This window comes from Haloactinospora alba (assembly GCF_006717075.1).
GTDB classification, from domain to species: Bacteria; Actinomycetota; Actinomycetes; order Streptosporangiales; family Streptosporangiaceae; genus Haloactinospora; species Haloactinospora alba.
Window position 1 is genome coordinate 166,924 of the sequence record NZ_VFQC01000001.1, and the last position, 23,305, is coordinate 190,228.

18 protein-coding genes are annotated in these 23,305 nt (G+C 70.6%); 6 read left to right on the forward strand and 12 right to left on the reverse strand.

The genetic code is table 11. The annotated features are described in order from the left end of the window. Window positions 1–71: 71 nt before the first annotated feature. The 7 genes from FHX37_RS00805 to FHX37_RS00830 all read right to left on the reverse strand — a co-directional run bounded on the left by FHX37_RS00805 (window position 72) and on the right by FHX37_RS00830 (window position 10,156). Window positions 72–839, reverse strand: coding sequence for a thioesterase II family protein (locus tag FHX37_RS00805; RefSeq protein WP_141921564.1), 768 nt, complete (start codon window positions 837–839; stop codon window positions 72–74). Further along, complete coding sequence (locus tag FHX37_RS00810) at window positions 836–5,254, reverse strand: type I polyketide synthase (RefSeq protein ID WP_141921565.1); 4,419 nt, start codon at window positions 5,252–5,254, stop codon at window positions 836–838. Before FHX37_RS00810 ends, FHX37_RS00805 begins: the two co-directional genes overlap by 4 nt. Further along, window positions 5,251–7,077: a non-ribosomal peptide synthetase gene (locus tag FHX37_RS00815; protein ID WP_170181470.1), complete on the reverse strand. Its 1,827-nt coding sequence runs from the start codon at window positions 7,075–7,077 to the stop codon at window positions 5,251–5,253. Before FHX37_RS00815 ends, FHX37_RS00810 begins: the two co-directional genes overlap by 4 nt. Next, on the reverse strand, window positions 7,074–7,973 hold the full coding sequence (locus FHX37_RS00820) for an NAD(P)-dependent oxidoreductase (protein ID WP_141921567.1): 900 nt from the start codon (window positions 7,971–7,973) through the stop codon (window positions 7,074–7,076). Before FHX37_RS00820 ends, FHX37_RS00815 begins: the two co-directional genes overlap by 4 nt. A gap of 245 nt (window positions 7,974–8,218) precedes the next feature. Further along, window positions 8,219–8,353, reverse strand: coding sequence for a hypothetical protein (locus FHX37_RS23795; protein ID WP_281288260.1), 135 nt, complete (start codon window positions 8,351–8,353; stop codon window positions 8,219–8,221). An 85-nt stretch (window positions 8,354–8,438) separates the two neighbouring features. Further along, complete coding sequence (locus FHX37_RS00825; RefSeq protein ID WP_170181471.1) at window positions 8,439–9,281, reverse strand: class I SAM-dependent methyltransferase; 843 nt, start codon at window positions 9,279–9,281, stop codon at window positions 8,439–8,441. Between the two features lie 338 nt (window positions 9,282–9,619). Then, the gene (locus FHX37_RS00830) at window positions 9,620–10,156 is read right to left on the reverse strand and encodes an EF-hand domain-containing protein (protein WP_141921569.1); all 537 of its coding nucleotides are present in this window, start codon (window positions 10,154–10,156) and stop codon (window positions 9,620–9,622) included. A gap of 991 nt (window positions 10,157–11,147) precedes the next feature. Here FHX37_RS00830 and FHX37_RS23800 point away from each other — a divergent pair. Both FHX37_RS23800 and FHX37_RS00840 read left to right on the forward strand, forming a co-directional pair. After that, a complete protein-coding gene (locus FHX37_RS23800; protein WP_281288261.1) occupies window positions 11,148–11,282 on the forward strand; it encodes a hypothetical protein in 135 nt (44 codons plus the stop codon). Window positions 11,283–11,434: 152 nt separating this feature from the next. Beyond that, on the forward strand, window positions 11,435–12,004 hold the full coding sequence (locus tag FHX37_RS00840) for a hypothetical protein (RefSeq protein WP_141921571.1): 570 nt from the start codon (window positions 11,435–11,437) through the stop codon (window positions 12,002–12,004). A gap of 231 nt (window positions 12,005–12,235) precedes the next feature. On the opposite strand, the gene FHX37_RS00845 is transcribed toward FHX37_RS00840, so the two are convergent. Further along, on the reverse strand, window positions 12,236–12,553 hold the full coding sequence (locus FHX37_RS00845) for a sec-independent translocase (protein ID WP_141921572.1): 318 nt from the start codon (window positions 12,551–12,553) through the stop codon (window positions 12,236–12,238). A gap of 217 nt (window positions 12,554–12,770) precedes the next feature. Between FHX37_RS00845 and FHX37_RS00850 the strand changes: the two genes are divergently transcribed. Further along, a complete protein-coding gene (locus FHX37_RS00850; protein WP_246061965.1) occupies window positions 12,771–13,640 on the forward strand; it encodes an ion transporter in 870 nt (289 codons plus the stop codon). A 106-nt stretch (window positions 13,641–13,746) separates the two neighbouring features. Here FHX37_RS00850 and FHX37_RS00855 read toward each other — a convergent pair whose 3' ends face one another. After that, entirely contained in the window at window positions 13,747–13,950 is a 204-nt protein-coding gene (locus tag FHX37_RS00855; protein ID WP_141921574.1) for a cold-shock protein, read from the reverse strand. 264 nt (window positions 13,951–14,214) lie between these two features. Then, window positions 14,215–15,870 carry a dolichyl-phosphate-mannose--protein mannosyltransferase gene (locus FHX37_RS00860; RefSeq protein ID WP_141921575.1) on the reverse strand — a complete coding sequence of 552 codons (1,656 nt, stop codon included), beginning with the start codon at window positions 15,868–15,870 and terminating at the stop codon, window positions 14,215–14,217. An 83-nt stretch (window positions 15,871–15,953) separates the two neighbouring features. Here FHX37_RS00860 and rsmI point away from each other — a divergent pair, with 83 nt between their 5' ends. After that, window positions 15,954–16,823, forward strand: a complete 870-nt coding sequence (gene rsmI, locus FHX37_RS00865) for a 16S rRNA (cytidine(1402)-2'-O)-methyltransferase (RefSeq protein WP_211351714.1) — start codon at window positions 15,954–15,956, stop codon at window positions 16,821–16,823. 219 nt (window positions 16,824–17,042) lie between these two features. Here rsmI and secD read toward each other — a convergent pair whose 3' ends face one another. Both secD and FHX37_RS00875 read right to left on the reverse strand, forming a co-directional pair. Continuing rightward, window positions 17,043–19,745 (reverse strand): protein translocase subunit SecD, encoded by a 2,703-nt coding sequence (gene secD, locus FHX37_RS00870; protein ID WP_141921576.1) that lies wholly within the window; start codon window positions 19,743–19,745, stop codon window positions 17,043–17,045. A 65-nt stretch (window positions 19,746–19,810) separates the two neighbouring features. Then, window positions 19,811–20,257, reverse strand: a complete 447-nt coding sequence (locus FHX37_RS00875) for a hypothetical protein (protein ID WP_141921577.1) — start codon at window positions 20,255–20,257, stop codon at window positions 19,811–19,813. Window positions 20,258–20,402: 145 nt separating this feature from the next. On the opposite strand from FHX37_RS00875, the gene metG reads away from it, so the two are divergent. Beyond that, the gene (gene metG, locus FHX37_RS00880) at window positions 20,403–22,220 is read left to right on the forward strand and encodes a methionine--tRNA ligase (RefSeq protein ID WP_141921578.1); all 1,818 of its coding nucleotides are present in this window, start codon (window positions 20,403–20,405) and stop codon (window positions 22,218–22,220) included. 152 nt (window positions 22,221–22,372) lie between these two features. After that, window positions 22,373–23,299: a TatD family hydrolase gene (locus FHX37_RS00885; protein ID WP_141921579.1), complete on the forward strand. Its 927-nt coding sequence runs from the start codon at window positions 22,373–22,375 to the stop codon at window positions 23,297–23,299. Window positions 23,300–23,305: the final 6 nt, after the last annotated feature.

A 23,305-nucleotide genomic window follows, 5' to 3' on the forward strand; every position in this document is an offset into this window, starting at 1 on the left:
CGCGGCAGCGGCTCGGGGGCTGGTTGTCGTGCTTCCGGCGCTGACGCACGACAGCGCCCGTCCGGCCGGACCTAGCGTGACGGCGCACCGGCCCGCCGTAGGTGCGCGGTCCTGGTGGTGAGGTCCCCGACCAGCGTGTCCGCGGTCGTCGGGTCGTGGAAGTGCCCGCCGGGCAGGGCGACCGGCGTGAAGTCGCTGCTCGTGTAGGAGGACCAGCCCCGCATGTCCTCGACCGTGACCCTCGGGTCCTCGCGCCCGACGTAGGCGGCGATCGGTCCGCGTACTGGAACGGGGCGCGGCGGCGCGTACGCCTCGAGCAGCCTGTAGTCGCACCGGAGCGGGTGCAGGACGAGTTCGCGCATCTCCGGGTCGCGCAGGACGTCGGCATCCGTGCCGCCCAGCCGCCGCACCTCGGCCAGGAGGTCGGTGTCGTCGGTGATGCGGGACCGCCACGCGTGGTGGGGCGCGCCGTGGGCGGAGACGGCGAGCAGGAGGGGGTCCTCCCCGCTGTCCCGTTCGAGGCGCCGGGCCACCTCGTAGGCCACGGCCGCGCCCATGCTGTGCCCGAACAGCACGACGGGCAGCGGCGGAAGCGCGCGCAGGGCCTCGGCGATGTCGTCGGCGAGTGCCTCCAGCGACGGGGGGTGCGGTTCGTCCAGCCGGTGCTGGCGCCCGGGGTAGCAGGCGGCCAGAAGCTCGACACCGCTCGGTGCGGACCCGCCCCAGGACCGGAAGTAGTCCGGGGTGCCGCCCGCGTGGGGCAGGCAGACCAGGCGTGACGAGGCGGCGCTGTCCGCGGGGCTCCACGAGCGGAACCAGTTCCGAGGCTGCGGGTTCATGCGGTTCCCCCCGTGGACAGGACCCGGGCGAGCCCGGCGATCGTGGGTTCGGTGAACAGGGTGCGCGCGGTCAGCTCGATGCCGAACCGGTCCCGGCACTGCCGCGTCACCTGAAGCGCGGTGAGGGAGTGCCCCCCGAGGTCGAAGAAACTGTCGTGGACCTCGATCCCCGACACACCGAGCACGTCCTCCCAGACCCGCAGCAGACACTGTTCCGTGCCCTCACGCGAGGAGCTCTCCGGTGGGGAGGGGGTCGCCGTGTCCGGTGCCGCCGTGCGGGAGGGAGGCTCGGCCTCCTCCGGTGCGGAACCGTCGGTGGCCGGGTGGACGAGGCGGTCGGGATGCTCGGCGGAGGCGACCACCTGTTCCGCGGCCGCGTCCGCCAGGGCGGCGTCGAACGCCCGCAGCGCGTCCGTGGGCCGCATCCCCCCGGTGAGGGACTCACCCGTGACCTCGCGGTGGCGCTGTTCCATCCCCTCGGCCATGCCGACGCCGCGCCACCGGTCCCAGTTGACCGACAGCGTCCTGGTCCCCGACTCACGGGAGAGCTGGGCCGCGTACGCGTCGAGGTAGGCGTTGCCCGCCGAGTAGCAGGCCAGCCCTGGGGCGCCGGCGAACGCCGCCAACGAGGAGAAGTGGACGACGAAGTCCGGCCGCACCTCGGCCCTGAGCAGCGCCGAGGTGATCGCGTGCGCTCCGTCCCGCTTCGCCCGCAGACCGGCGTGGACATCGGCGTCCCCGAGGAACTGCACGAGTCCGCCGGACGGGGTCCCGGCGGCGTGGACGACCCCGTCCACACGACCGAGGCGCTGGACCGCCTCACGCAGGACCGCGGTCATGCGGTCCGCGTCGCAGACGTCCCCGCGCCGCACGAGGACGTCGGTCCCGAGGCGGTGGTACCACGCCGTCCCGTGGCCGCGGGCGGAGGACGACTCGTCGTCCTCCGCGCTGCGGGAGACGAGCACGAGCCTGGCGCCGTAACCGCGCGCGAGGTGCTCGGCGAGGTGCGCACCGACACCTCCGAGACCCCCCGTGACGACGTACACTCCGCCGGTCCGCACCGCCGGTTCGGTGTCCGCCTGCGCGCTGACCGGCAGGAACCGCCGCTGCCACCGGTGGCCGCCGCGGAGGACGACCGGGTCCTCGCGGGAGGGGAGGTCGAACGCGCGGAGCACGGCGGTGCACGCCGCCTCCGTCGACGCGGGCCCGCACGGGTGCGGGTCGAGGTCGACATGGCGCGTGACCACTCCCAGCTCGGCCGTCAGGGTCCGGGCGGCCGCGGCGGCGCCCGCGGCGTGGGGGGAGAGCCGTTCGGCACCGGTCACGTTGTGGGCTCCCCGCGTAACCACGCACAACCCGTCCGCGGTGGCGTCCTGCCCCAGTCCGTGGGCGATCCCGCGCAGTCCCCGCAGGGCCGGATCGTCCTGCGCCGCGCGGAAGTCGATGACCCGCAGGGGAAGCCCCGACTCCCGGGCCCTGTCGAGGACCGCCGCGTGGTGCTCGGGAGAGGCCCCGTCGATCCCCACCCGCTCGTCGGAGAACCACCGGAACGCGCCGTCGCCGATCACGACGGTGTGCGCGGCGCCGTGCTTCCGGAGAGTGTCGCCGACCTGCCGGGCGGTCGACGACCCGTCGGAGAACAGGACCCAGCGGAACCGGTCCGCTCGGACCGCCGTCGCCCGCCTCGGCGCGACGACGCGCCCCCACGAGACCCCGTAGAGCCCGGTGGGCGAGGTTTCCCCGGCCGGACTCGGCGCCGGACCCGACGCCGGGCTCTGCCCGGCGCCGCCCCGGCAGGGGTGGTACTCGGGCGTGAACCCGTACCGGAGCACGGGGGTGCGGCGGCGCCGCTGCCCCTCGAACAGCCGGGACGGTGTGATTCCCGCCCGTTCGCTCCAGAGGCGGCCCACCGCCTCGAGGAAGACCGCGTCGTCGGTCCGGCTGTCGCCGCGAGCCCGGCCGGTGGCCACCACGCGGTGGGCGGGGTCCGTCCGTTGGGCGCGCGCCAGGTCCGCCAGTGTGCTCCCGGGACCCGCCTCCACCAGCGCGGTGCTGCGCCAGGAGAAGATGTGTTCGAGCCCGTCGCGGAACCGGACGGGCTCGCGCATGTGGGCGACCCAGTACTCGGGACGGGCGATCTCATCGGTGACCGTGCGGCCCGACAGGTTCGACACCACCGGAACGTCCGGCCGCCGCAGGGGAACCGTCTCCAGCAGCGCTCGGAACTCCGGCAGCGCGGCGTCGACGAGTGGTGAGTGCGCGGCCAGGGACACCGGAAGCCGCCGGCACTCCGTCCCGTACCGTTCCAGCCGGTCCGCCAGCGCGTCCACGGCCCGTGCCACGCCGGACACCACGCACAGTTCGGGGCCGTTGACCGCCGCCACGGACGTGTCGTCGTCCAGGAACTCCTGCACCTTCTCCGGGGAGGCGGCGACGCTGACCATGGCCCCCGGCGCGTGCGTCGCCAGCAGCTCGGCGCGCCGGACCAGGACCGAGAGCGCGTCGGCCAACGTGAACACGCCCGCCACGTGGGCGGCGGCGTACTCACCGAAGCTGTGCCCCAACAGCGCCGTCGGGGCCAGGTCGAGGGAACGCAGCAGCCGGAACGTGGCCACCTCGGTGATGAACAGGGCCGGCATCGCGACGGTGGGTTCCTCGAGGGGGCCGTTGACCGTGGTGTCGTCGGCCAGGACCGCCTCGCGCACGCTGTCGCGGAGGCCCTCGGGCAGGGCGGCCAGGCACTCGTCGACGCACTCGCCGAACACACGCGTCCGCGCGTACAGGTCCCGGGCCATCCCGCGGTACTGCGGGCCGGCACCGGGGAACATGACCACCGTCTGTTCCGGTGCGGGCAGGGACGACTCGCCCCGGTACCACCAGCTCCCGGAGGGGTGCTCGGACGTGCGCGCCGCCTGTCCCGTGTCGCGGAACACGCCGCAGGCGCGTTCGGGCAGGGAGGCCCGTCCGGAGGACAGCGTCGCGGCGATGTCGGCCAGGTCGGTGTCGGGCCGTTTCGCGCACGCCGAGGCGAACTCCCGCTGGCTGCGCGACAGGGCATCCTGGTCCCGAGCCGAGAGGCAGACCAGCTGCCAGGGCCACCCGGGGGTGGGCTCCGGCCGCGGCGGGGCCTCCTCCAGGACGAGGTGGGCGTTGGTGCCGCCGATACCGGAGGAGTTCACCGCGGCCCGGCGCGGATGCGGCCCCTGCTGCCAGGGGCCGGCCGTGAGATCGAGGGTGAACGGGCTCGACCCGGCGTCGAGGTCGGGGTGGGGGGTCGAGAACGTCGGACAGGCCGGCACGAACCGGTGGTGGAGCATGAGCGCGGTCTTGATGACCCCCGCGACACCGGCGGCCGCGTCGGTGTGGCCGATGTTGGCCTTGACCGACCCGAGGCCGCGGTGCCCGGTGTGCGGCTGCCTGGTCCGGTAGGACTCGGACAGCGCCGAGAACTCGACGAGGTCCCCGAGGGCGGTGGCGGTCCCGTGGGACTCGACGTATCCGATCGTCTCCGGCGGTGTGTCGGCGGTCGCCAACGCGGTGGTGACCGCCTGCTGCTGCCCGGCGGCGCTGGGCGCGTAGAAACTGATCTTGTCCGAGCCGTCGTTGTTGACGGCGCTGCCCTTGACGACCGCGTAGACGCGGTCGCCGTCGTCGAGCGCGTCGGCGAGCCGCCGGAGCACGACGATGCCCAGCCCGTCGGCGGGCACGTACCCGGACGCGTCGGCGTCGAACGGTCGCATGCGGCCATCCGCGGACCACACGTCGCCGGCTTCGCGGAGGTAGCCGTGGCGGCGCAGCGGGCTCCAGGAGACCCCGCCCGCCAGCGCCATGTCGCAGTCGTGGTGCAACAGCGCCTGGCCCGCCGTGTGCACGGCGACCAGGGAGGTGGAGCACGCGGTCTGGACGGTGAGGGCCGGGCCGGTGAGTCCGAGCTTGTGCGCCACACGGGTCGACAGGAAGTCCTTGTCGTCCGCGGACAGCAGCAGCTGGTCGGCGGTGCCGAGGAAACTGCCCAGGTCGCGGTCGCGGTGGGTCCCGATGCTCTGTCCGGCGTAGACGCCGATGGCACCGTCGAACGCGTCGGGGGCGTGCCCCGCGTCCTCCAGAGCGTGCCACGCCGACTCGAGGAAGATGCGCTGTTGGGGGTCCATGGTGGCGGCGTCCCGGGCGGAGTACCCGAAGAATCCCGAGTCGAAGTACTCCCCGGAGGGGAGTACCCCTCCGGCGGGGACGAACCCGGGGTGCCGCATCCGGTCGGGGTCGGTCCCCGCGGCCGTGAGCTCCTCCGGGGTGAAGCGGGACAGCGCCTCCCGTCCCTCGCTGATGACGTTCCAGTAGCTCTCGACGTCCGGGGCGCCGGGATAGCGGCAGGCGATCCCCACGATCGCGAGTTCCAGGCTGTCTTCGTTGGTCATGAGTCTGGTCCTGACTGGCGTCGCGTGCGGATACGGGCGGTGACACCGCGCCGCGCGGCCCTGATCGCGGGGCCGTTCGACGCCGTTTGTTCGGAGGCCGTCGGTTCTGTCGAGTCGAGGTGCGCGCTCAGCCGCCGCACCGTGCGTGTCCGGGAGAGGTCCCTGAGGGGGAGGGGGACTCCCCACAGCTGCTGGATCTCCTTCCGGAGCTGGACGAGGTGCATCGACGTCCCCCCGAGGTCGGCGAACTCGTCGTCGGCGCCGATGCCCGTGACCCCCAGCAGCCGCTCCCACAGGCGCGCCATCCGCTCCTCGGTCTCCCCGCGGGGCGGGACGAAGTCGTAGCCGAGCGGGGGACGCTGCGACCCCGGTTCCGGAAGCGCCGAGTGGTCGACCTTTCCGTGGGCCGTCAGCGGCAGGCCGGCGACAGCCACGTAGACCGAGGGCACCATGTGCGCCGGGAGGGTCTCGCGGGCGACACGTCGCAGCTCGGGGACGGGGAGCTGTTCACCTCCCGGTGTGTGCAGGTACGCCACCAGCTGCTGCGCACCGTCCGCGTCGCTGCGGGACGTGACGGCCGCCGCGGTCACCCGGGGGTGGCGGCAGAGCGCGTGCTCGACCTCGACCGGTTCGATGCGGAAACCGTGCACGTTGAGCTGGCGGTCCGCCCGTCCGACGAAATCGAGTTGTCCGTCCGGCCGCCACACGGCCAGGTCGCCTGTCCGGAACCATCGTCCGGGCGGGTCGCCGTCGGGGCCGGCGTGGAACCGTTCGGCGGTCAGCTCGGGGCGTGCGAGGTAGCCCCGGGCGACCTGCACCCCGCCGAGGTGGATCTCTCCGGCCGCCCCGGGCGGTACCGGCGCTCCCGCCTCGTCGAGCAGACGTACCGCCACCCCGCGCAGCGGGCGTCCGATCGCCGGTTTCGGCTCGCCCGGGAAACACCGCGCCAGTGTGGCTCCCACGGTGACCTCGGTGGGGCCGTAGGCGTTGAACACCCGGACGCGGTCGGCCCACCGCTCCACGAGTTCGCGTGCCAGCGGCTCCCCTCCCGAGACCAGCGTCCGGACGGGAGGGGGGTCCTCGACGGGCAGTGACCGCAGCAGCGACGCGGCGGCGGACAGGTGCGTCGTGTCGTACAGCCGCAACTGGCGGGCGAGCTCCGCTCCCGACAGCTCGCCGCGTGTTTCGGGGATGCAGAGCGTGCCGCCATTGAGCACGCTCATCGCGAGTTCCCACACCCACGCGTCGAACGTGACCGGAGCGAACTGGAACACCCGGGCGCCGTCGAGGTCGCCGAACTCCTCGGCGAGGGCGCGGGCCAGGTTCACCACCCCGCGGTGTTCCACGAGGGCGCCCTTCGGGGCTCCCGTCGACCCCGAGGTGTACAGCACGTAGGCGAGCTGGTCCCCGCTGACGTCGCCGTGGTGGTACGGCTCGGCGCTGCACGGTTTCCGGACGTCGAGAACCCGCAGCTTCGCGGCGAGGTCGGGGTCGACGTGTTCCTGGGCCACGACCATCAGGGAGCACCCGGTGTCGGAGAGGACGGTCATCCGCCGGGAGCGGGGGTCGTCCCCAACCAGCGGGGTGTAGGCCGCGCCGGCTTTCCAGATGCCCAGGACCGCGATGACGAGTTCCACCGACCGGTCGAGGTGGAGACCGACGACGCTCTCGTCGCCCGCGCCCGCGGCGCGCAGGTCGCGGGCCAACCGGTCGGAGGCGGCGTCGAGCTGGGAGTAGGTGAGACAGCGGTCGCCCTGGACCAGCGCGGTCCGTTCCGGGGCCGCCCGGGCCCAGTCCCCGAGGAGAGTATGCCCACCGGTCACGAGTCCCCCTCTCCGGCCCCGCGCGCCGCCGCTTGCGCGCCGTCGGTCCGCTGTTCGGACAGGACGGATATGTGGGAGTGCCCGTGTCCGTTCGCCACTCCCGCATGGGCCCGGTCGCGCATGGTGTGCAGGAGCGAGTCGGGTATGCCGTGGTCGGTGTACAGCTGGGCAGTGCTCTCCAACGTCTCGTGGTGGATGCTGAGCGGGGAGAGCGAATCCCCGTGCTCGCCCGCGTGGACGTGCGCGGCGACGTCGGTCGCGACCGCGTCGATGTTTCCCAGGGCGAGCCGGACCGCGTGGTTGAACGCCGCCAGCGGCAGGCCGCGGGAACGCGCCAGCGAGGCCGACTCGATCGTTCCGTTGACGACGGCGTAGTAGAACGTGATCGCGAGCGCGTAGTACGTGTTCACCAGCGTGGTGTCGCCACCCAGGTACGTCGCTCCGCCGAGCGCCTCCGTCACGGCGCTGAGTCGGCGGAAGGCGGACTCGTCCCCCGCGTAGAGGATGTTGCAGGCCCCCGTTCCGAGCTCCTCGGGGTAGCACAGGAACACGGCCTCGACGTAACCCGCGCCCGCCGACTCGACCAGCCTCTCGGTGCCGGCGACGTCGTCGGGTGTCCCGCAGGCGGACTGGACGACGACGCGCCCCCGCAGCTCTGGGCTCACCGAGGAGAGGACGGAGTGTCCGGCGTCGTACCCCGGGATCGTCAGTACGACGACCGGGCTGGCTCCGGTGGCCTCGCTCAGCGACTCGTGCGGTGTGGCCCCGTACTCCCGTAGCGCGAACGCCCGTTCGGGAGTGCGGTTCCACACCGCGACGTCCAGTCCCGCGTCCAGGAGCGCTGTCGCGAGACGGCTGCCCATCGCGCCAGTGCCGACAACCGTTACGTCACTCATCAGATTTCCGGGGCTTCCTTCCGTGCGGTGTAGGCGTGTCCGTCTGCCCGTTGGAGCAGGCGGAAGTAGTGGTGACGGGCGGCCTGGGTCCTGTTTTCGGACGCTTGTCCTGCTGCGCGCCGCCCCAGGGCACCGCCCGGCGGCGTTTTCGTCGGTCGACGGAGGGTCCGCTCCGCCTCCCTGACCGGCCGTGCCGGGCGGCACCGGAGACGCCGCTCGCGACGAACAGCGCCCAAAAACAGGACCTAGAGGCCGCTCCCGGTGCGGACGGCGAACGTGCCGCTGGAGCGCACCGCGATGCGGCCGGTGCGGGTTCCGGTGTTCGCGCCGCTGGGAACGACGGCGCGGGTGGGGTCGTCGGCGGCTAACCCGAAGAACACCGTGGCGCGGGGTAGGCGCAGGCGGGTGGAACCCGTGGCGGTTCGCCCTTCCGCGTGGTGCGGCGGAGCACGGTCGCGTCCGGTGTCAGCGGGCCACCGTGGTGGTGGCCGGTTTCCGCGCCTCGATGATGTGGCCGCCGATGTTCAGGTCCGCCCAGTGGCCGAAGATCTCGACGAGTTCGTCGAGCCCGGAGCTCCCGTACGTGTCGTGGAGCTGTTGGCTGTGTTCCCGTAGCCGGTCGGTCAGCTCGTGGAAGGACCTGTTCGTGTGGCCGGTGATGTCCGTCGCGGACCGTGTCTCCAGTCCGGCCCCCGACACGGCGGCGGTGAGCTCGTCCACCGTGTGCAGTTTGCGCGCCTGGAGCAGGTCCAGGTACCTGCGCACGGAGGGGGAGTCGGGTTCGGGGAACTGCGGGGGCAGACAGGGTGTCTCGATGACGAGTGCCCCGCCGGGGCGCAGTACGCGGGAGAGTTCGCCGAACAGGGGATCGAGCTCGAAGTGGGGGGTGGACTCGAACGCCAGGACGGCGCCGAAGGTGTCGTCGTCGTGGGGGAGCGACAGCGCGTCGGTGTGGGTGAACGTCACCAGTGCCTCGGTCCCGCTCGCGGCCGAGCGCGACTCTCCCCGCCGGAGCGCCGCCTCATTGACGTCGACCGCGACCACCTCCGCCCCGGTGGTCTCCGCGATACGCACGGCGGGTCCGCCGTTGCCGCATCCCACGTCGAGCACGCGGTCACCGGGGCCGACGCCGAGCCGGTCGATCACGATGTCGGTCAACCGGGCGGTGGCCTGTTCGATGGAAGCGTCGTCCTCCGCTCCCGACCAGAAACCGAAGTGCATGTCGAGCCCCGTGAGGTGCTCGATCAGAGTAGAAAGATACTCGTACGATTCGGGAACCGAGTCGGTCCCCGTGATTGTCTCGCTCAAAGTCCGCCCTTGTCTCTGCGTTATTCTGACGCGTTTTTTGTGGAAAATTCGGGCAGGGGATGCGTCCCGACAATTCTTTGTTTCCGTCCGGTTTGCCCCCGCGGGTCGCGCCCTCGTGCGGAAAATGTCTGGAGCGGCCGGGTTCCGGAAAAAGAACGCGGGGGTGCGGGGGAGAAGGTGCACCGTTCTGTCCGCCGGGGGAGAGGTTCGTGGCGCGATGCGCTCCGGTGCGTCACGGAGAGGGCGCCACAGGAAAGACGCCCTTTCCGGGCGGGCGCCTTTCCCGGCATTGTCGAGCATCGGGAACCATCAAAACGTTCCGCTCCGATGTCCTGGTTCTACATGCCGACGAGGGCGCTCTCGCGGCCGGTGCTCTCGCTGCTGTAGATGTCGGAGACGAGGTCGGCGAACTCCTGCTTGGAAAGGCTCCCGTTGCCGTTGGTGTCGAGCTCCTGGAACACGGAGTGGGAGTCGCCCTTGAGTCCCTGCGCCTTGGCGAACTTGGCGAACTCCTGCTCCGAGATGCTGCCGTCACCACTGGTGTCGGCCATGTCGAACAGGGCGTTGGTGATCGCGTCGGTGTAGGACCGGATCTCCGACTCGTCGGCGTTCATCCAGAACGTGATGTACTCGTCCTTGCTGACCTTGCCGTCCCCGTCGGAGTCCACGGAGCTCTTGATGGTGCTCCAGAGGTCCTCGAGGTTGCTGTCCAGCTCCTGGGCTTTCGGGCTGTTGCTCTCGTAGCCGAATTCGTCCAGGAGCGAGCTGAACACCCGGTGCACGTCATTGGCCTCGATGTAGCCGTTCCCGTTGGAATCGAGAACCTTGAAGTCGGACTCGATCTTTTGCTGACGGGAATCAGATTCGTTGGCCATTGTTTCGGTCCTCCTGCGGCTGTTTTCTGGTGGTCTGGAAACTCGGGGTTGCAACCCGGAAATATTCCTACCTCGATCCTGCCGGGCGCAGTCTAGCCAGGAAAGTTCTCCGTTTTCAACTTTCGGATAAAAGAACAATTGGTATGCGAGGCGCGGAAGAACGCTTTAATGGCAGCATTACGGAATTTTCCCTTGTGTGTGGTAAGGGTGGTTTCCGTGGTTTTGGTGGGGGTGGCACCGTTCCGTTGGCGGCCGCGGGCGCGCGGCGGGTGCCACGCGCGGTCTTGCGGGGCGGGCCGCTGGTGGCGCGGCGGGCGCCGCGCAGCCGTCCCGGATCGTGCGCCGGCCGCGAGCGGCCCTGGGCCCGGTGGGGAAGGAACCTCCGCGGGGCCGGGCGCCCGTTCGTCGGTACTGCCGGATCGTGCGCCGGCAGCGGCGCCCTGTTTCCCGCACCCGCCGCCTGATCGGGTGGCGACCATCCGCGCGCCGGGCCCGAACCGCCGTACCGAGCGCGACGCGGACAGTGGAGAAGTACAATGACGCCGGAGAACGAACCCGGGCGTCCGTGGCCGTCACGCCTGCGGTGGGAAGGGGCTCCTGTACTGCACTGTCCCTGCACATTTCAAGAGGTGACAGTGCGAAAGTACCGGTTTTTTGTGATTATGTGACACAGCTGCCCCCGACGTGCGGTACGTTTCATTTGGGCACGGGATTGTCTGACCGTTTGGTTGGATTTCGGTTACCCCCGGTGTCTCCTGCGAATTCCCGCGAACACCGAGGGGAGGTTCGCGAGTGGAGTCACATTTTTCCAGGTCAGAAGGCATGATCGTGTTCGGTGCGCTCGGTACTTTTGTTACTGTTGAGAGCGAAATTTTGTGCTATGAGTAATATTTGGCACTCATGGCCATTAAAATCCGAAACTTGTCTTGTGCGTGGTCTGTCCGATCCGTCATCGTTGAAGGGCCAGGCACGCAACACCAGGAGGTGCGCTGTGTTCACGAGAATCTGTGCGATAGCGGCAATTTCCGTAGCGGCGCTGTTCGGTGCTGCCCTGCCCGCTGGCGCGGAGGGCGCATCCGCTCCCACCACCACGTCGGCTGACACCGGCTGGAGCTGGCAGCAGTAGTTCCGATGCGCCGGTCCGGGAACCGGCCCGTGGCCGAGGCAGGGAACCAGCACCCGCTGCCCCGGCCACGGTGGTTCCCCAACCGGTCGGGCGGGTAGGACGCCACTGCCGTCCTACCGCCCACACCCTCGACGAGAGGGAGGTTCTCCGCCGTGTCGGACACTGCGCACACCCCCGGCGGCTACGACCCCCGGAACCGTGGCGAGTCCGGGCGCGGTTACGAGTACCCGCCGCCGACACACGCCACGGGCGGGTACCACTACCCCGACGTCCCTCCGCCCGGTGAACCACGCCCGTCCGAACCCGAACGGGAGGACGAGCGGCGGGAGGAGCCGGTGGCGGCCGCGCGTTTCCACCGGCAGACACGCGCGAGGAGCAAGCAGATCCCGGCGCTGCGGCAGCAGCGGCCCTGGCGGTTGCTCGTCGTCACGGTACTGTTCGTCATGGCGGTGGGAAGCTGGGCCGAGGCCGTGTCCCCCCTCGTCCGGGCGTTCGCCCACGTCGGGTTCTGGGCGGCGCTCGCCCTGGCGGCGCTGGCGACGGTGTACCGGGAACGGCGCAACGGCTGGCCCCCCGCCGCCCGCTGGCCGTGGCCCACCGCCGCCGTGCTCGGGACGATCCTCGCCGAGGTCCTCGTGCTCACGGTCGGCCCCTCCACCGTCATGGTCGGCTCGGTCGTCGTGCTCGCCCTGGGCCTGTTCCTGGCCCTCATGTTCGGCTGAGCAGCATCCGGCCAGGCGGAACCGGGACCCCGGACGTGTCGGGTGCGGCGCTTCCGGACGGAAAACGGTCTGCCTTCCGGGCGCGCGAACGGCATGCGAGAGCGAGCCGTGCTTCCGGGGTGAATCGCGGCCGCCTGCGGTACACGAACCATGACTCCCGGTAGCCTCCGGGGTCGTCCGCGGATGCCGCCGCAGGACGCGGCCGCCGGACGGGGCCGGGTGGCCGCGTTGTTAGGTGGCCTCGTCGTCGAACGGGGGGCGTTTCCCGTTCAGTTGGGACGTGGCCCGTTTACCCGGCGACTCCTCGTCGTCGGCTTCCCAGAAGTGCTTCTGGACGAAACGTTTCGGGTTGAGGTCCTGCACGTCGAGGTTCGAGAACTCCGGACCCAGCCCCTCCTGCAGGTCGCTCTTCGCGCTGTCCGCCATCCTGCGCAACTGGCGCAGCATCCGCCCGGCCTGCGCCGCAGCCTTGGGCAGCTGGTCCGGGCCGAAGACCAGGAGTCCGAGTACACCGAGGACGATGAACTCGCTTACTCCGATGTTGAACATGTACGTCCTCCCGCGGCCCGTCGTGGCCGGCTCGCCTCCCTCGCAGATTAACCGCTCGTGGTGGGTGAGCGGACAGCGGGCCACGCCGGAACGGTCCCGGCGCCCCACTGCCGCCGTATTCCGGGCGCTCGCCGATGCGCCCACGGGGCTGGTATTAGGGTTGGTGAGGCTCATAGGGCGCTGACGCCAGACGCTGTGGTGCGGGGGGATACCGGTGGTGGAAGGCACGCTGCGGGCCCGGGTGTCCCGGGTCGTGGACGCGCAGTGGTTCCAGAACACGATCATCACGGTGATCGTACTCAACGCCGTCGCGCTGGGTGTGGAGACCTACCGGGACGAGATCGAGGGCGGTGACGCCCTCTTCGCCACCGCGGAACACCTCTTCGTGGCGTTTTTCACGTTCGAACTGGCGTTGAAGCTCTACGCCCGCGGACCCTCGTTCTTCCGCGACCCGTGGAACTGGTTCGACACCGCCGTCGTCGCGATCGCGCTGGTTCCCTCCTCCGGGAGCTTCTCCGTGCTGCGGCTGCTGCGCATCCTGCGCATCCTGCGGCTCATCAGCGTGATGCCGCAGATGCGGGTGATCGTCTCGGCCCTGTTCCGGTCCGTCCCCGGCCTGGGAACCGTCATCGGCCTGCTGCTGATCATCGTCTACACCGGGGCGGTGCTCGGCGAGAAGATGTTCCACGAGACCGACCCCGAACGGTTCGGTGACCTCGGAACGACGCTGTACAGCATGTTCATCCTGCTGACCACCGAGGACTGGCCCGACGTGGCCGAACCGGTGCTCCAGCAGCACCCCATGGCCTGGATCTTCTTCGTCGGCTACATCGTGGTCAGCGCCTTCATCGTGCTCAACCTGGTCATCGGTGTGATCGTCACCTCGATGCAGCACGAGGTCAGCGAGGAACGCTGGGAGGAGGACCAGGAACTGGAACTCCGCCAGCACGAGGCCGTCATGACCCAGTTGGAAACCCTCACCACACAGGTGACCCGGCTCAGCGCGGAGGTACGGGAACTCCGCGCCGCCAACGGCACCCTCGACACCCGGGAAGACGAGGACCTCTCCGACCCGCCGCGCGCGTGACCCCCGCCGGTGCCCCAGCGGGCACACCGACGGCCCCCGCCCGACGGGTGGGGGCCGTGACACGACACGCATGCGGTGCGCCGCCTGGCGGCGGCTCACCGGTATGTCAGAGTGAACGGACGTTGGACGCCTGCGGGCCCTTCGGGCTCTGGGTGACCTCGAACTCCACCGCCTGGTTCTCTTCCAGGTTCCGGAAGCCGGTACCCGCGATCGCCGAGTAGTGCACGAACACGTCGGGACCACCACCGTCGACAGCGATGAACCCGAAACCCTTCTCAGAGTTGAACCACTTCACGGTGCCCTGAGCCATCTGCTCTCCCTTTGCGGACTGCTGCGGAACCGCACCCTGCTGGTTCCGGGTTGCCGAGCGCCCGCCTGGGGATCTCCGCCCACCGACCAGCGCCCACGTGAAGTTTCGCGAGGCGCCTGGGGCATCCGTGGAAACTACAACCGCAACCAGGCGTCAGCTTACCACCACGGAGTGGGCTGTGCCGAGACTCAACCCCCCGTGGCTGTGCTTTCCGCGGTCATAACAGCACTGTCCGGAACAGGGCCAGCGTCCACCGAACAGGACCTAGTCGGGCCCGGCGCTGCCGTAGATCCAGGTGTCGAACCACATCCGGTCCGACCACGCCTCGTACGGGATGGACTGGGCGCTCAGCACCGGGTACAGGTAGGTGAAGTTGGCGATGACCAGGAGCAGTACCACCCCGAACACCACACCGCCGGCGACGCGGGCCCACGGGGAGCGTCCGGGAACGGAACCGTCCGTACCGTCCGCGCTTCCCGCGCCCCTCTGGCCGATGACCAGCCCTATCGCCAGCACGATGGCCAACGCGAGGAACGGCAGCATCGGCAGGGCGTAGAACACGAACATCGTCCGGTCCGGGTAGGCGAACCACGGGAGCCATCCCGCGGCCGCGCCCAACAGCACGGCCCCGGCGCGCCAGTCCCGGTAGACCACCCACCAGACGAGCATCACCAGCAGCGCGACGATACCCAGCCACCACACGGCCGGGGTCCCGACTCCGAGGATCGCGCTGGAGCACGACGTGGCGTCGCAGTCGCTGCCCTCCCCGTCGTAGAAGAACGCCACCGGTATGCGCATGACGATCCAGTCCCAGGGTTTGGACGCGAAGTCGTGCGGCTCGGACAGCGAACTGTGGTACGACATGATCTCGGAGTGGTACGTGAACAGGCTGCGCAGCGCGTTCACCGGAGCCTGCAGCCAGCCGGGGGAGTCGGCCAGCGCCCCGGCGTGCTCGGCCCCCCACTGGCGGTTGTGGCCGCCGGAGGTGGTGAACCACCCGCTCCACGTGGCGAGGTACACCGCGGCCGCCACACCCACGGTCTGGAGGAACGCCGGCACCGCGTCGAACACGAACCAGCGACGCGCCACGTGCCGTTGACCGGTGGTGCGTCGGGCGCCGTAGTCCCATGCCACGGTGAGCAGGCCGAACGCCGCGATGTAGAACAGCGCCGACCATTTCGTTCCGACCGCCAGGCCGAAACACACTCCCGCGGCGATCCGCCACCAGCGCATGCCGAGCCACCCGGACAGCGCCGCGCCCGAGTCGGCCAGACCGGCCAGCCTGGCCCGGGTGCGGTCCCGGTCCAGCACCAGGAACGCGAAACCGGCGAGGATCCAGAACGTGAGGAAGATGTCCAGCATCGCCAGCCGGCTCATCGTGAAGTGCAACCCGTCCAGCGCCATGATGAGCCCGGCGGCGCACCCCAGCACCCACGAGCGCGTCATCCGCGTCGCGACACGCACCAGGACCAGCACGGACAGGGTGCCCACGACGGCCGCGGCGAGGCGCCACCCCATGGGGGACATGGAGGCGCCGAACGGCAGCACCCCCCACACCCAGTCGCCGAGAGCGATCATCCACTTGCCCAGCGGCGGGTGGACGACGAAGTCGCTGCCGCCCGTCCAGATCGCCTGCTTCCCCTGGGCGAGGAGCTCGTCGGCGTTCTCGACCGTGCTGTGCTCGTAGCCGTAGTTCCACAGCGAGAACGCGTCCTTGGCGTAGTACGTCTCGTCGAAGTAGATACGCGCCGGCGTGCCGAGGTCGAGGAACCGCAGCGCCCCCGCGAACAGCGCGACCAGGACGGCGCCGAGCCAACCCGCCCAGGCCGGTCTGGGCATGGGCGGTACGAGCCGTGAGCGGAGGGGCGGTGCCGGCGGTGGGTGTGCCTCGGATTCGGCGGAAAGTGCGGTGGTGGTCATCTCGCTCTTAAAGTTAGGGCCGAAGATGGCGGAAGCTTACCGGGCAGTCGGGTCCGGGGCTAGGTCAACCGTAATGGTCGTGGATGGGGTGGAACGTGTCCGGATGGGCCACTGTTGCGGAAGAGCCGGGGATTCTCACGCTCGCCGGCCTCCCCATCGGTAACCAGGAGGACGCACAGCCGCGCCTGCTGGAGGCGTTGCACAGCGCCCGGATCATCGCGGCGGAGGATACCCGCCGACTGCGCCGGTTCGCCTCCCGCGCAGGTGTCCGGCTCGGGGGAGAGGCGGGAGCCCGCGTGGTGTCCTACTACGACGCCAACGAGAACCGCCGCGCGGGTGAACTCCTGGAGGAGCTGCGCGCGGGCAACGACGTGCTCATGGTGACCGACGCCGGGATGCCCGCCGTGTCCGACCCCGGATACCGGCTGGTGAACGCCTGCGCCGATGCGGGGGTGCCGGTGACCGCCATCCCCGGACCGTCGGCGGTCACCACCGCCCTCGCCCTGTCCGGGCTCCCCAGCGACCGGTTCTGTTTCGAGGGCTTCCCGCCCCGCAAGGGCCAGGCGGGCCGGTTCGCCGAACTGGCCCGGGAGAGCCGGACCCTGGTGTTCTTCGAGAGCCCCCGGCGCGTCGGCGCGACCCTGGCCGCCATGGCCGAGGCGTTCGGTGCCGACCGCAGGGCCGCGGTGTGCCGCGAGCTCACCAAGACCCACGAGGAGGTGCGCCGCGGCACCCTGTCCGAACTCGCCTCTTGGGCGCGGGAGGTGCGCGGTGAGGTCACCGTGGTGGTGGCCGGGGCCGAGTCCCGGCCGGTGAGCCGCGACCCGGACGACCTCGCGGCCGCCGTCGCCGAACGGGAGGCCGGCGGTCTGAGCCGCAAGGACGCCGTCCAACAGGTCGCCGGGGAACTCGGGGTGCCCAAACGCGAGGTGTACGACGCCGCGCACCGCTAGGGCCTGTTCTTCGGACGCTCGTCCTGCTGCGCGGCGCTGGTCGCGCGGCTCGTGGCGAACAGTGCCCGCCACTCCTCGGAGCCGACGGGCGCGTGCGCGAGCGTCGGTGCCGCTCGCCACGGCCAGCGGCCGTCGAACGGGCCGCAGAGCGGCGGCCGGGCCCGTAACCGGACCCGGCCGCTGGGTGGTGGTCCCCGCGGCGCGGGGACGGTACACGAGTCAGACGACGGCGCCGTCGCTCTGCTCCCTGGCGGTGCGCAGCTCCTTGCGCTGCTTGGTCTTCTTCTCCCGGACCTCGTGCGGCGGCGGGGTCGTGTCCCACCGCTGCAGCCAGATCGCCAGCGGCGAGGCCACGAACAGTGTGGAGAACACACCCGACACCAGGCCCACGAGCATCGCGATGGAGAAGTCCGTCAGGGACGCTCCACCGAAGATCGCGAGCGTGCCCAGGATGAACAACCCGCCGATGGTGGTGTTGACCGTCCGCGGCAGGGTGTGCAGCAACGCCGTGTTGGTGATCCGGGAGAACGTCGAGCGGGAGTCGTTGGCCCACTCGTCGCGCACCCGGTCGAACGTCACCACGGAGTCGTTCACCGAGAAACCGATGACGCTGAGGATCGCCGCGAGGAACACCCCGTCGATCGACTTGCCCAGCCAGCAGAACAACCCGATCACGACGGTGATGTCGAAGGCCAGCGCCAGCATCGTGGACAGGCCGAACGACCACCGGAACCGCCACGCCAGGTACACCATCTGCAGGGCGAGCGCGGCCCCCAGCGCGATGAGCGCCTTGTTCCGCAGCTCGTTGCCCATGCTCGGGCCGATCTTCTCGTCACTGAGCCGGTCGACCCCCCCGGCGCTGTCGCTCAGGGAGTTCTCGATCGTCTCGGCTTCCCCGTCGGATATGGGACCGGTGCGCACCGAGATGTCGCCGTCGCCCGACTTCTGCACCACGGCGTTCGGGAACCCGGCGTCGGTGATCTCCTGGCGGGCGTCCTCGACGCTGACGGTCTGCTCGGTGGTGAAGTCCATGACGCGGCCGCCGGTGAACTCCACACCGAAGTTGGGTGTGCGGATCAGCACGCCCAGCACCGCGACGACGGCCACCGCGCCGGCGATCCCCAGCCAGAGTCCGCTGCGTTTCATCAGGTTGGGGTTGCGCTCGGTCAGCCAGGAGCGGACCTTGCTGATCTTGGAGATCCCGGAGAGGCGCGGGTGGTCGCGTACCACCTTGCGGCGCACCGCCCATTCCACGAGCACCCGCGCGATGACGAGCGCCGAGATCATCGACACGATCGTGCCCAGCCCCAGCGTCACGCCGAAGCCCTGCACGGTCCCGGAGGCGAAGAAGAACAGCAGCGCGGCCGCGATCAGCGTGGTGATGTTGGTGTCGATGACCGCGCTCCACGCCTTCTGCGTCCCCGACAGGAACGCCTTCTGCAGGTTGGGCGGGATCGCCCGGCGCCGGCGCCGGGAGGACAGCGCCCCCTCCGCCTGTTCGGAGTCCTGCTCGGATCCTTCGGCCATGCCGGCCGACTTGTTCGCGGCGTAGGTCTTCTCCTGGCGCTGGTGCTCCTCCCGCGCTCGTTCGAATATGAGCACGTTCGCGTCGATCGCCATGCCGATCGCCAGGACGAAACCGGCCAGCCCGGGCAGGGTGAGGGTGGCGTTCAACGCGACCAGCGCCGCGTAGGCGATCAGGGTGTAGCACGCCAGCGCGGCCGAGGCGAGGAAGCCCACCAGGCGGTAGGCGACGCAGATGTAGGCCGCGGTGAGCAGCAGACCGATCCCACCGGCGATGAAGCTCGCCTTGATCGCCTCTGCGCCCAGGGTGGGTCCGACCGTCTGCCGTTGCACCTCGCTGACCGGCAGCGGGAGCGAACCGCCCTCGATGAGCACGGCGAGGTCGTTGGCGCTCTCCTGGTCGAACTGGGAGCTCGTGATCGTGGTCTGTCCGCCGGACATGCCGGCGTCGCAGGCCACGTCCTGGTTCACCTCCGGGGCGGAGATGATCTCGTCGTCCAGCACGATGGCGACCCGCCGTTTGGGGTCGCCCGCCGGGTTACAGGCGGCCTTGCCGGTGAGGTCCTTCCACTGGCCCCGGCCCTTGCCCTCGAAGTCGACGTTGACCTGCCACTGGGTCTGGGTCTGCTGGTCGAGGACGGCGTCGGCGCTGTTGACCTTGTTGCCCTTGATCGCCGTCTTACCGAGCTGGAGCACCTCCCCCTGGTCGTCGGGGAGCTCCTTGACCACGTTGTCCGGGTTCTCGGCGGGCTGCGCACCGCCCTGGCCGCCACCCTGCTGTTGCTGGAGCATGTCCTGCAGTTCCTCCTGGGACATGTCCGAGGGGTCCTGGCCGCCCCCGCCGCCGGAGCCGTCGCCTCCGCCGTCGCCGCCGGAGCCGTCGCTGCCGCCACCGGAGCCGTCCGTGGGGGCGTTGGCGTTGTCCGGCGGGTTCGCCGAGTCACCGCCGGGAGCTCCGCCGCCGGGTGCCCCGCCGCCGGGTGCTCCGCCGAGGCCGGGCATTCCGCCCGAGCCGCCCTGTTGGCCCTTCGAGCCGAGCACGGGGTGGAAGGACAGTTGGGCGGTCTGCCCGAGGATCTCGGCCGCCTCGGTCGGGTCCTGCACACCCGGCAGCTCGACGATGATCCGGTCGCTTCCCGACCGCGACATGGTGGCCTTACTGACCCCGATGTCGTCGATGCGCTGGCGCAGTACCTCGATGACCTGGTCGGTGTTCTCGGCGTTGGCCTCGGTTCCGTCCTCGGCGTCCTGGGTCTCCAGGATGATCTGTGTGCCGCCGCTGAGGTCGAGCCCCAGCTTCGGCGGGATGAACCACGCGGCGCCGAAGGCGGCGACCACGATGATGAGGGAGACGATGCCGCGCAGCATGCGCGTCCCGCCTCCCGCCTGACTGGACAATGGAAACTACCTCTCACGTCGCCGTGGATACTTGGGGGTCTCTCCGCGGAAGTCGGAGAACAGGGTCACACGCGCACGGTGGGAGGCGGGTCCCGGCCAAGCGGCAGACCGGGCGCCACGGGCGTCGGCGAAGCGCCGGCGGCCTGTGGAAGCGGGACACGTACCCACGGGCCCGCGCGGTGGGGAAGAAGCCCGTGCGCGGGCGCGTAGCCCTCGGGAAGGTCCCGCGCTGCGGGACGCTGGTCCCCGCCACCGGGCGGTACCGCCGCGGTAGCGGTCCCCGGGTCGTGACGTGTGTAGGCGACGGGCGGCGGCAGCGGGGCCGCCGCAGCGACCGTACGGTCCGGCCGGTGGTGCGCGTCCGACTGCGCGCCGGGAGGGTGCGGTACCGGCGCCCCGGCCAGTACGGCGGCTGCGGCCAGCAGCAGGACCAACGCGCGGGAGGCCGTGGCGGTCGCCTTCGTGCGCTGGCCGTTCACCACAGCCCCGGAGCGGTAACGCCGCGGAGCCATCGTCAACCTACTACGACTGGGAAGTTCAGGGGATCACACTACCGAGCCCCGCGCGCCCTGTCGTCCCGGACCGGTACCTCCACCGCTCCACCGGAACGACGGAAACGGTGTGCCCGCGTCCGGAATCGCGACTAGGCTTGTGGCCATGTCGTCGAAACGCCACATTCTGACCGGGGTGGCCTGGCCCTACGCCAACGGGCCCCGCCACATTGGGCACGTGTCCGGGTTCGGGGTTCCCTCCGACGTCTTCGCCCGCTTCCAGCGAATGTCGGGCCACCACGTGCTGATGGTCAGCGGCACCGACGAGCACGGCACCCCCGTGCTGGTGCGTGCGGAGCAGGAGGGGATCACCGCGCGGGAGCTGGCCGACCGCTACAACCGGGTCATCGCCGAGGACCTGGTGTCGCTCGGGCTGTCCTACGACCTGTTCACCCGTACCACCACCGCCAACCACTACCGCGTGGTGCAGGAACTGTTCACCGGCCTGTACGACAACGGGTACATCTTCGCGCGCACCACCAAGGGCGCCGTGTCCCCGTCCACCGGGCGCACCCTGCCGGACCGTTACATCGAGGGGGAGTGCCCGATCTGCGGTGCCGCGGGCGCCCGCGGGGACCAGTGCGACAACTGCGGGAACCAGCTCGACCCCGTGGACCTGATCGACCCCCACTCCAAGGTCAACGGCGAGAAACCGGAGTTCATCGACACCGAGCACTTCATGCTGGACCTCCCGGCGTTCGCCGAGGTCCTGGGGAAGTACCTGAGGTCCAAGAACGGACAGTGGCGGCCCAACGTCCTCAAGTTCTCCCTGAACCTGCTCGACGACATGCAACCCCGGGCGATCAGCCGCGACCTCGACTGGGGCGTGCCGATCCCGCTGGAGGGCTGGAGCGAGGAGGCGAACAAACGCCTCTACGTGTGGTTCGACGCCGTCATCGGCTACCTGTCCGCCTCGATCGAGTGGGCCAACCGGACCGGCGATCCCGAGGCGTGGCGCCGCTGGTGGCAGGAGGCCGACGCCGAGTCCTACTACTTCATGGGCAAGGACAACATCGTCTTCCACTCCGAGATCTGGCCGGCGATGCTCATGGGCTACAGCGGCGCCGGCGACAACGGGGGCACCCCGGGCTCGCTGGGCGCGCTGAACCTGCCGAGCGAGGTGGTCTCCAGCGAGTTCCTCACCATGGAGGGGCGCAAGTTCTCCTCCTCCCGGCGGGTGGCCGTCTACGTCCGGGACTTCCTGCAGCGCTACTCCGCCGACGCCCTGCGGTACTACATCATCGCCGCCGGACCGGAGACCCAGGACACCGACTTCACCTGGTCCGAGTTCGTCCGCCGGAACAACGACGAACTCGTCGCCACCTGGGGCAACCTGGTGCACCGCGCCATCTCCCTGGCGGCCAAGAACATCGGGGAGGTTCCGGAACCGGGCGGGTTCACCGACGAGGACCACGCCGTGCTGGCCGAGGTGAGGGCGGCGTTCGACACGGTTGGCGGGCACCTGCAGCGTTCGCGGTTCAAAGCCGGCCTGCAGGAGGCGATGCGGGCCGTCGCCGAGGCCAACAAGTACCTCTCCGAACAGGCGCCGTGGGCGCTGAAGAAGACCGACCCGGACCGGATGCGCACGGTGCTGCACGTCGCGCTGCAACTGGTCAGTGACGCGAAGACGCTGCTCACCCCCTTCCTCCCGGAGTCGTCCAACAAGGTGCACGCGATGCTGGGCGGGACCGGAGTGTGGGCCGGGATGCCGCGGCTGGAGGAGGCCGTGGACTCCATCGGCGGGGAGGACGGCACCTCCACCTACCCCGTGATCACCGGGGACTACGCCACCGACCAGGCCACGTGGGAACCGGTGCCCGTCCAGCCCGGGACGCCGCTGTCCGCGCCGACGCCGCTGTTCGCCAAGCTGGACCAGAGCGTGGTGGACGAGGAACTGGCGCGGCTGGAGAACCAGGCCGATTAGGGACCGGCCGGCGGACAGCGTCCGCCGGCCGGGAACCGGACACCACCCCGTTCCCCGACCGGCGTCGGGTAACGGGAATACCAGCGGCGGCGGACCGTTCTACCGGATGGTCCGCCGTTTTTCGTGTTCCACGCTTTCCGGGAGTACTAGGGATGGGTAAACGCAGTGGTCAGGCCGTGCGCAACCGGAACGCGTCGGCGCCGCCCCCCGCGCCCGAATCGTTGGGGGCAGCCGTTCCGGACAGCCACACCCACATGGACATGCAGGACCCGCCGGTGGAGCGGATCATCGCCGACGCGGCCGACGTGGGGGTGCGCCCGCTGGTCCAGGTCGGGTGCGACGTGGCGGGGGCGCGTTGGGCGGTGGACACCGCCCGCCACCACCCCGGCGACGTGTGGGCGGCCGTGGCGCTGCACCCCAACGAGGCGCCGCGGATCGTGTACGGCGACGGCGCCCCCGGCGTCGAGGTGGACGAGACCGACTGGGCCGGCAAGCTCCGCCCGGCGGGCGGCACGGCCGGACTGGACGAGGCCGTGGCCGAGATCGACCAGCTGGCCGCGGCGGAGGAGGTCCGCGCCGTCGGTGAGACCGGCCTGGACTACTTCCGCACCGGCGAGGAGGGGGTGCAGGCGCAGCAGGAGTCGTTCCGCCGCCACGTCGAGCTCGCCAAGCGGCACGACAAGGCGCTGATGATCCACGACCGCCAGGCCCACGACGACGTGCTGCGCGTCCTCGACGAGGAGGGCGCCCCGGAGCGGGTGATCTTCCACTGTTTCTCCGGCGACGCCGACCTCGCCGAGGTGTGCGCCCACAACGGCTACTTCATGAGTTTCGCGGGCAACGTCACCTTCGCCAGCGCGACCGAGCTGCGGGAGGCCGTCGCCGCGGCCCCGGCGGAGCTGCTGCTGGTGGAGACGGACGCGCCGTTCCTCACCCCCCGCCCCTACCGGGGGAGGCCCAACGCCCCCTATCTGGTTCCGCACACGCTGCGGGCCGTGGCCGAGGCGAAGGACCTGGCCGAGGACAAGCTGGCTGAGCTGGTGGCGGACAACGCGCGCCGCGCCTTCGGCCTCGCCTGACCGCTG

Coding starts and splice junctions, on each gene's coding strand:
- FHX37_RS00845 (WP_141921572.1), bottom strand. CDS start 12,553: ATGTTCAACATCGGAGTAAGCGAGTTCATCGTCCTCGGTGTACTCGGA.
- metG (WP_141921578.1), top strand. CDS start 20,403: ATGTCGTCGAAACGCCACATTCTGACCGGGGTGGCCTGGCCCTACGCC.
- FHX37_RS00855 (WP_141921574.1), bottom strand. CDS start 13,950: ATGGCTCAGGGCACCGTGAAGTGGTTCAACTCTGAGAAGGGTTTCGGG.
- rsmI (WP_211351714.1), top strand. CDS start 15,954: ATGGGGTGGAACGTGTCCGGATGGGCCACTGTTGCGGAAGAGCCGGGG.
- FHX37_RS00830 (WP_141921569.1), bottom strand. CDS start 10,156: ATGGCCAACGAATCTGATTCCCGTCAGCAAAAGATCGAGTCCGACTTC.
- FHX37_RS00885 (WP_141921579.1), top strand. CDS start 22,373: ATGGGTAAACGCAGTGGTCAGGCCGTGCGCAACCGGAACGCGTCGGCG.
- FHX37_RS00820 (WP_141921567.1), bottom strand. CDS start 7,973: ATGAGTGACGTAACGGTTGTCGGCACTGGCGCGATGGGCAGCCGTCTC.
- FHX37_RS00860 (WP_141921575.1), bottom strand. CDS start 15,870: ATGACCACCACCGCACTTTCCGCCGAATCCGAGGCACACCCACCGCCG.
- FHX37_RS00805 (WP_141921564.1), bottom strand. CDS start 839: ATGAACCCGCAGCCTCGGAACTGGTTCCGCTCGTGGAGCCCCGCGGAC.
- FHX37_RS00810 (WP_141921565.1), bottom strand. CDS start 5,254: ATGACCAACGAAGACAGCCTGGAACTCGCGATCGTGGGGATCGCCTGC.
- FHX37_RS00875 (WP_141921577.1), bottom strand. CDS start 20,257: ATGGCTCCGCGGCGTTACCGCTCCGGGGCTGTGGTGAACGGCCAGCGC.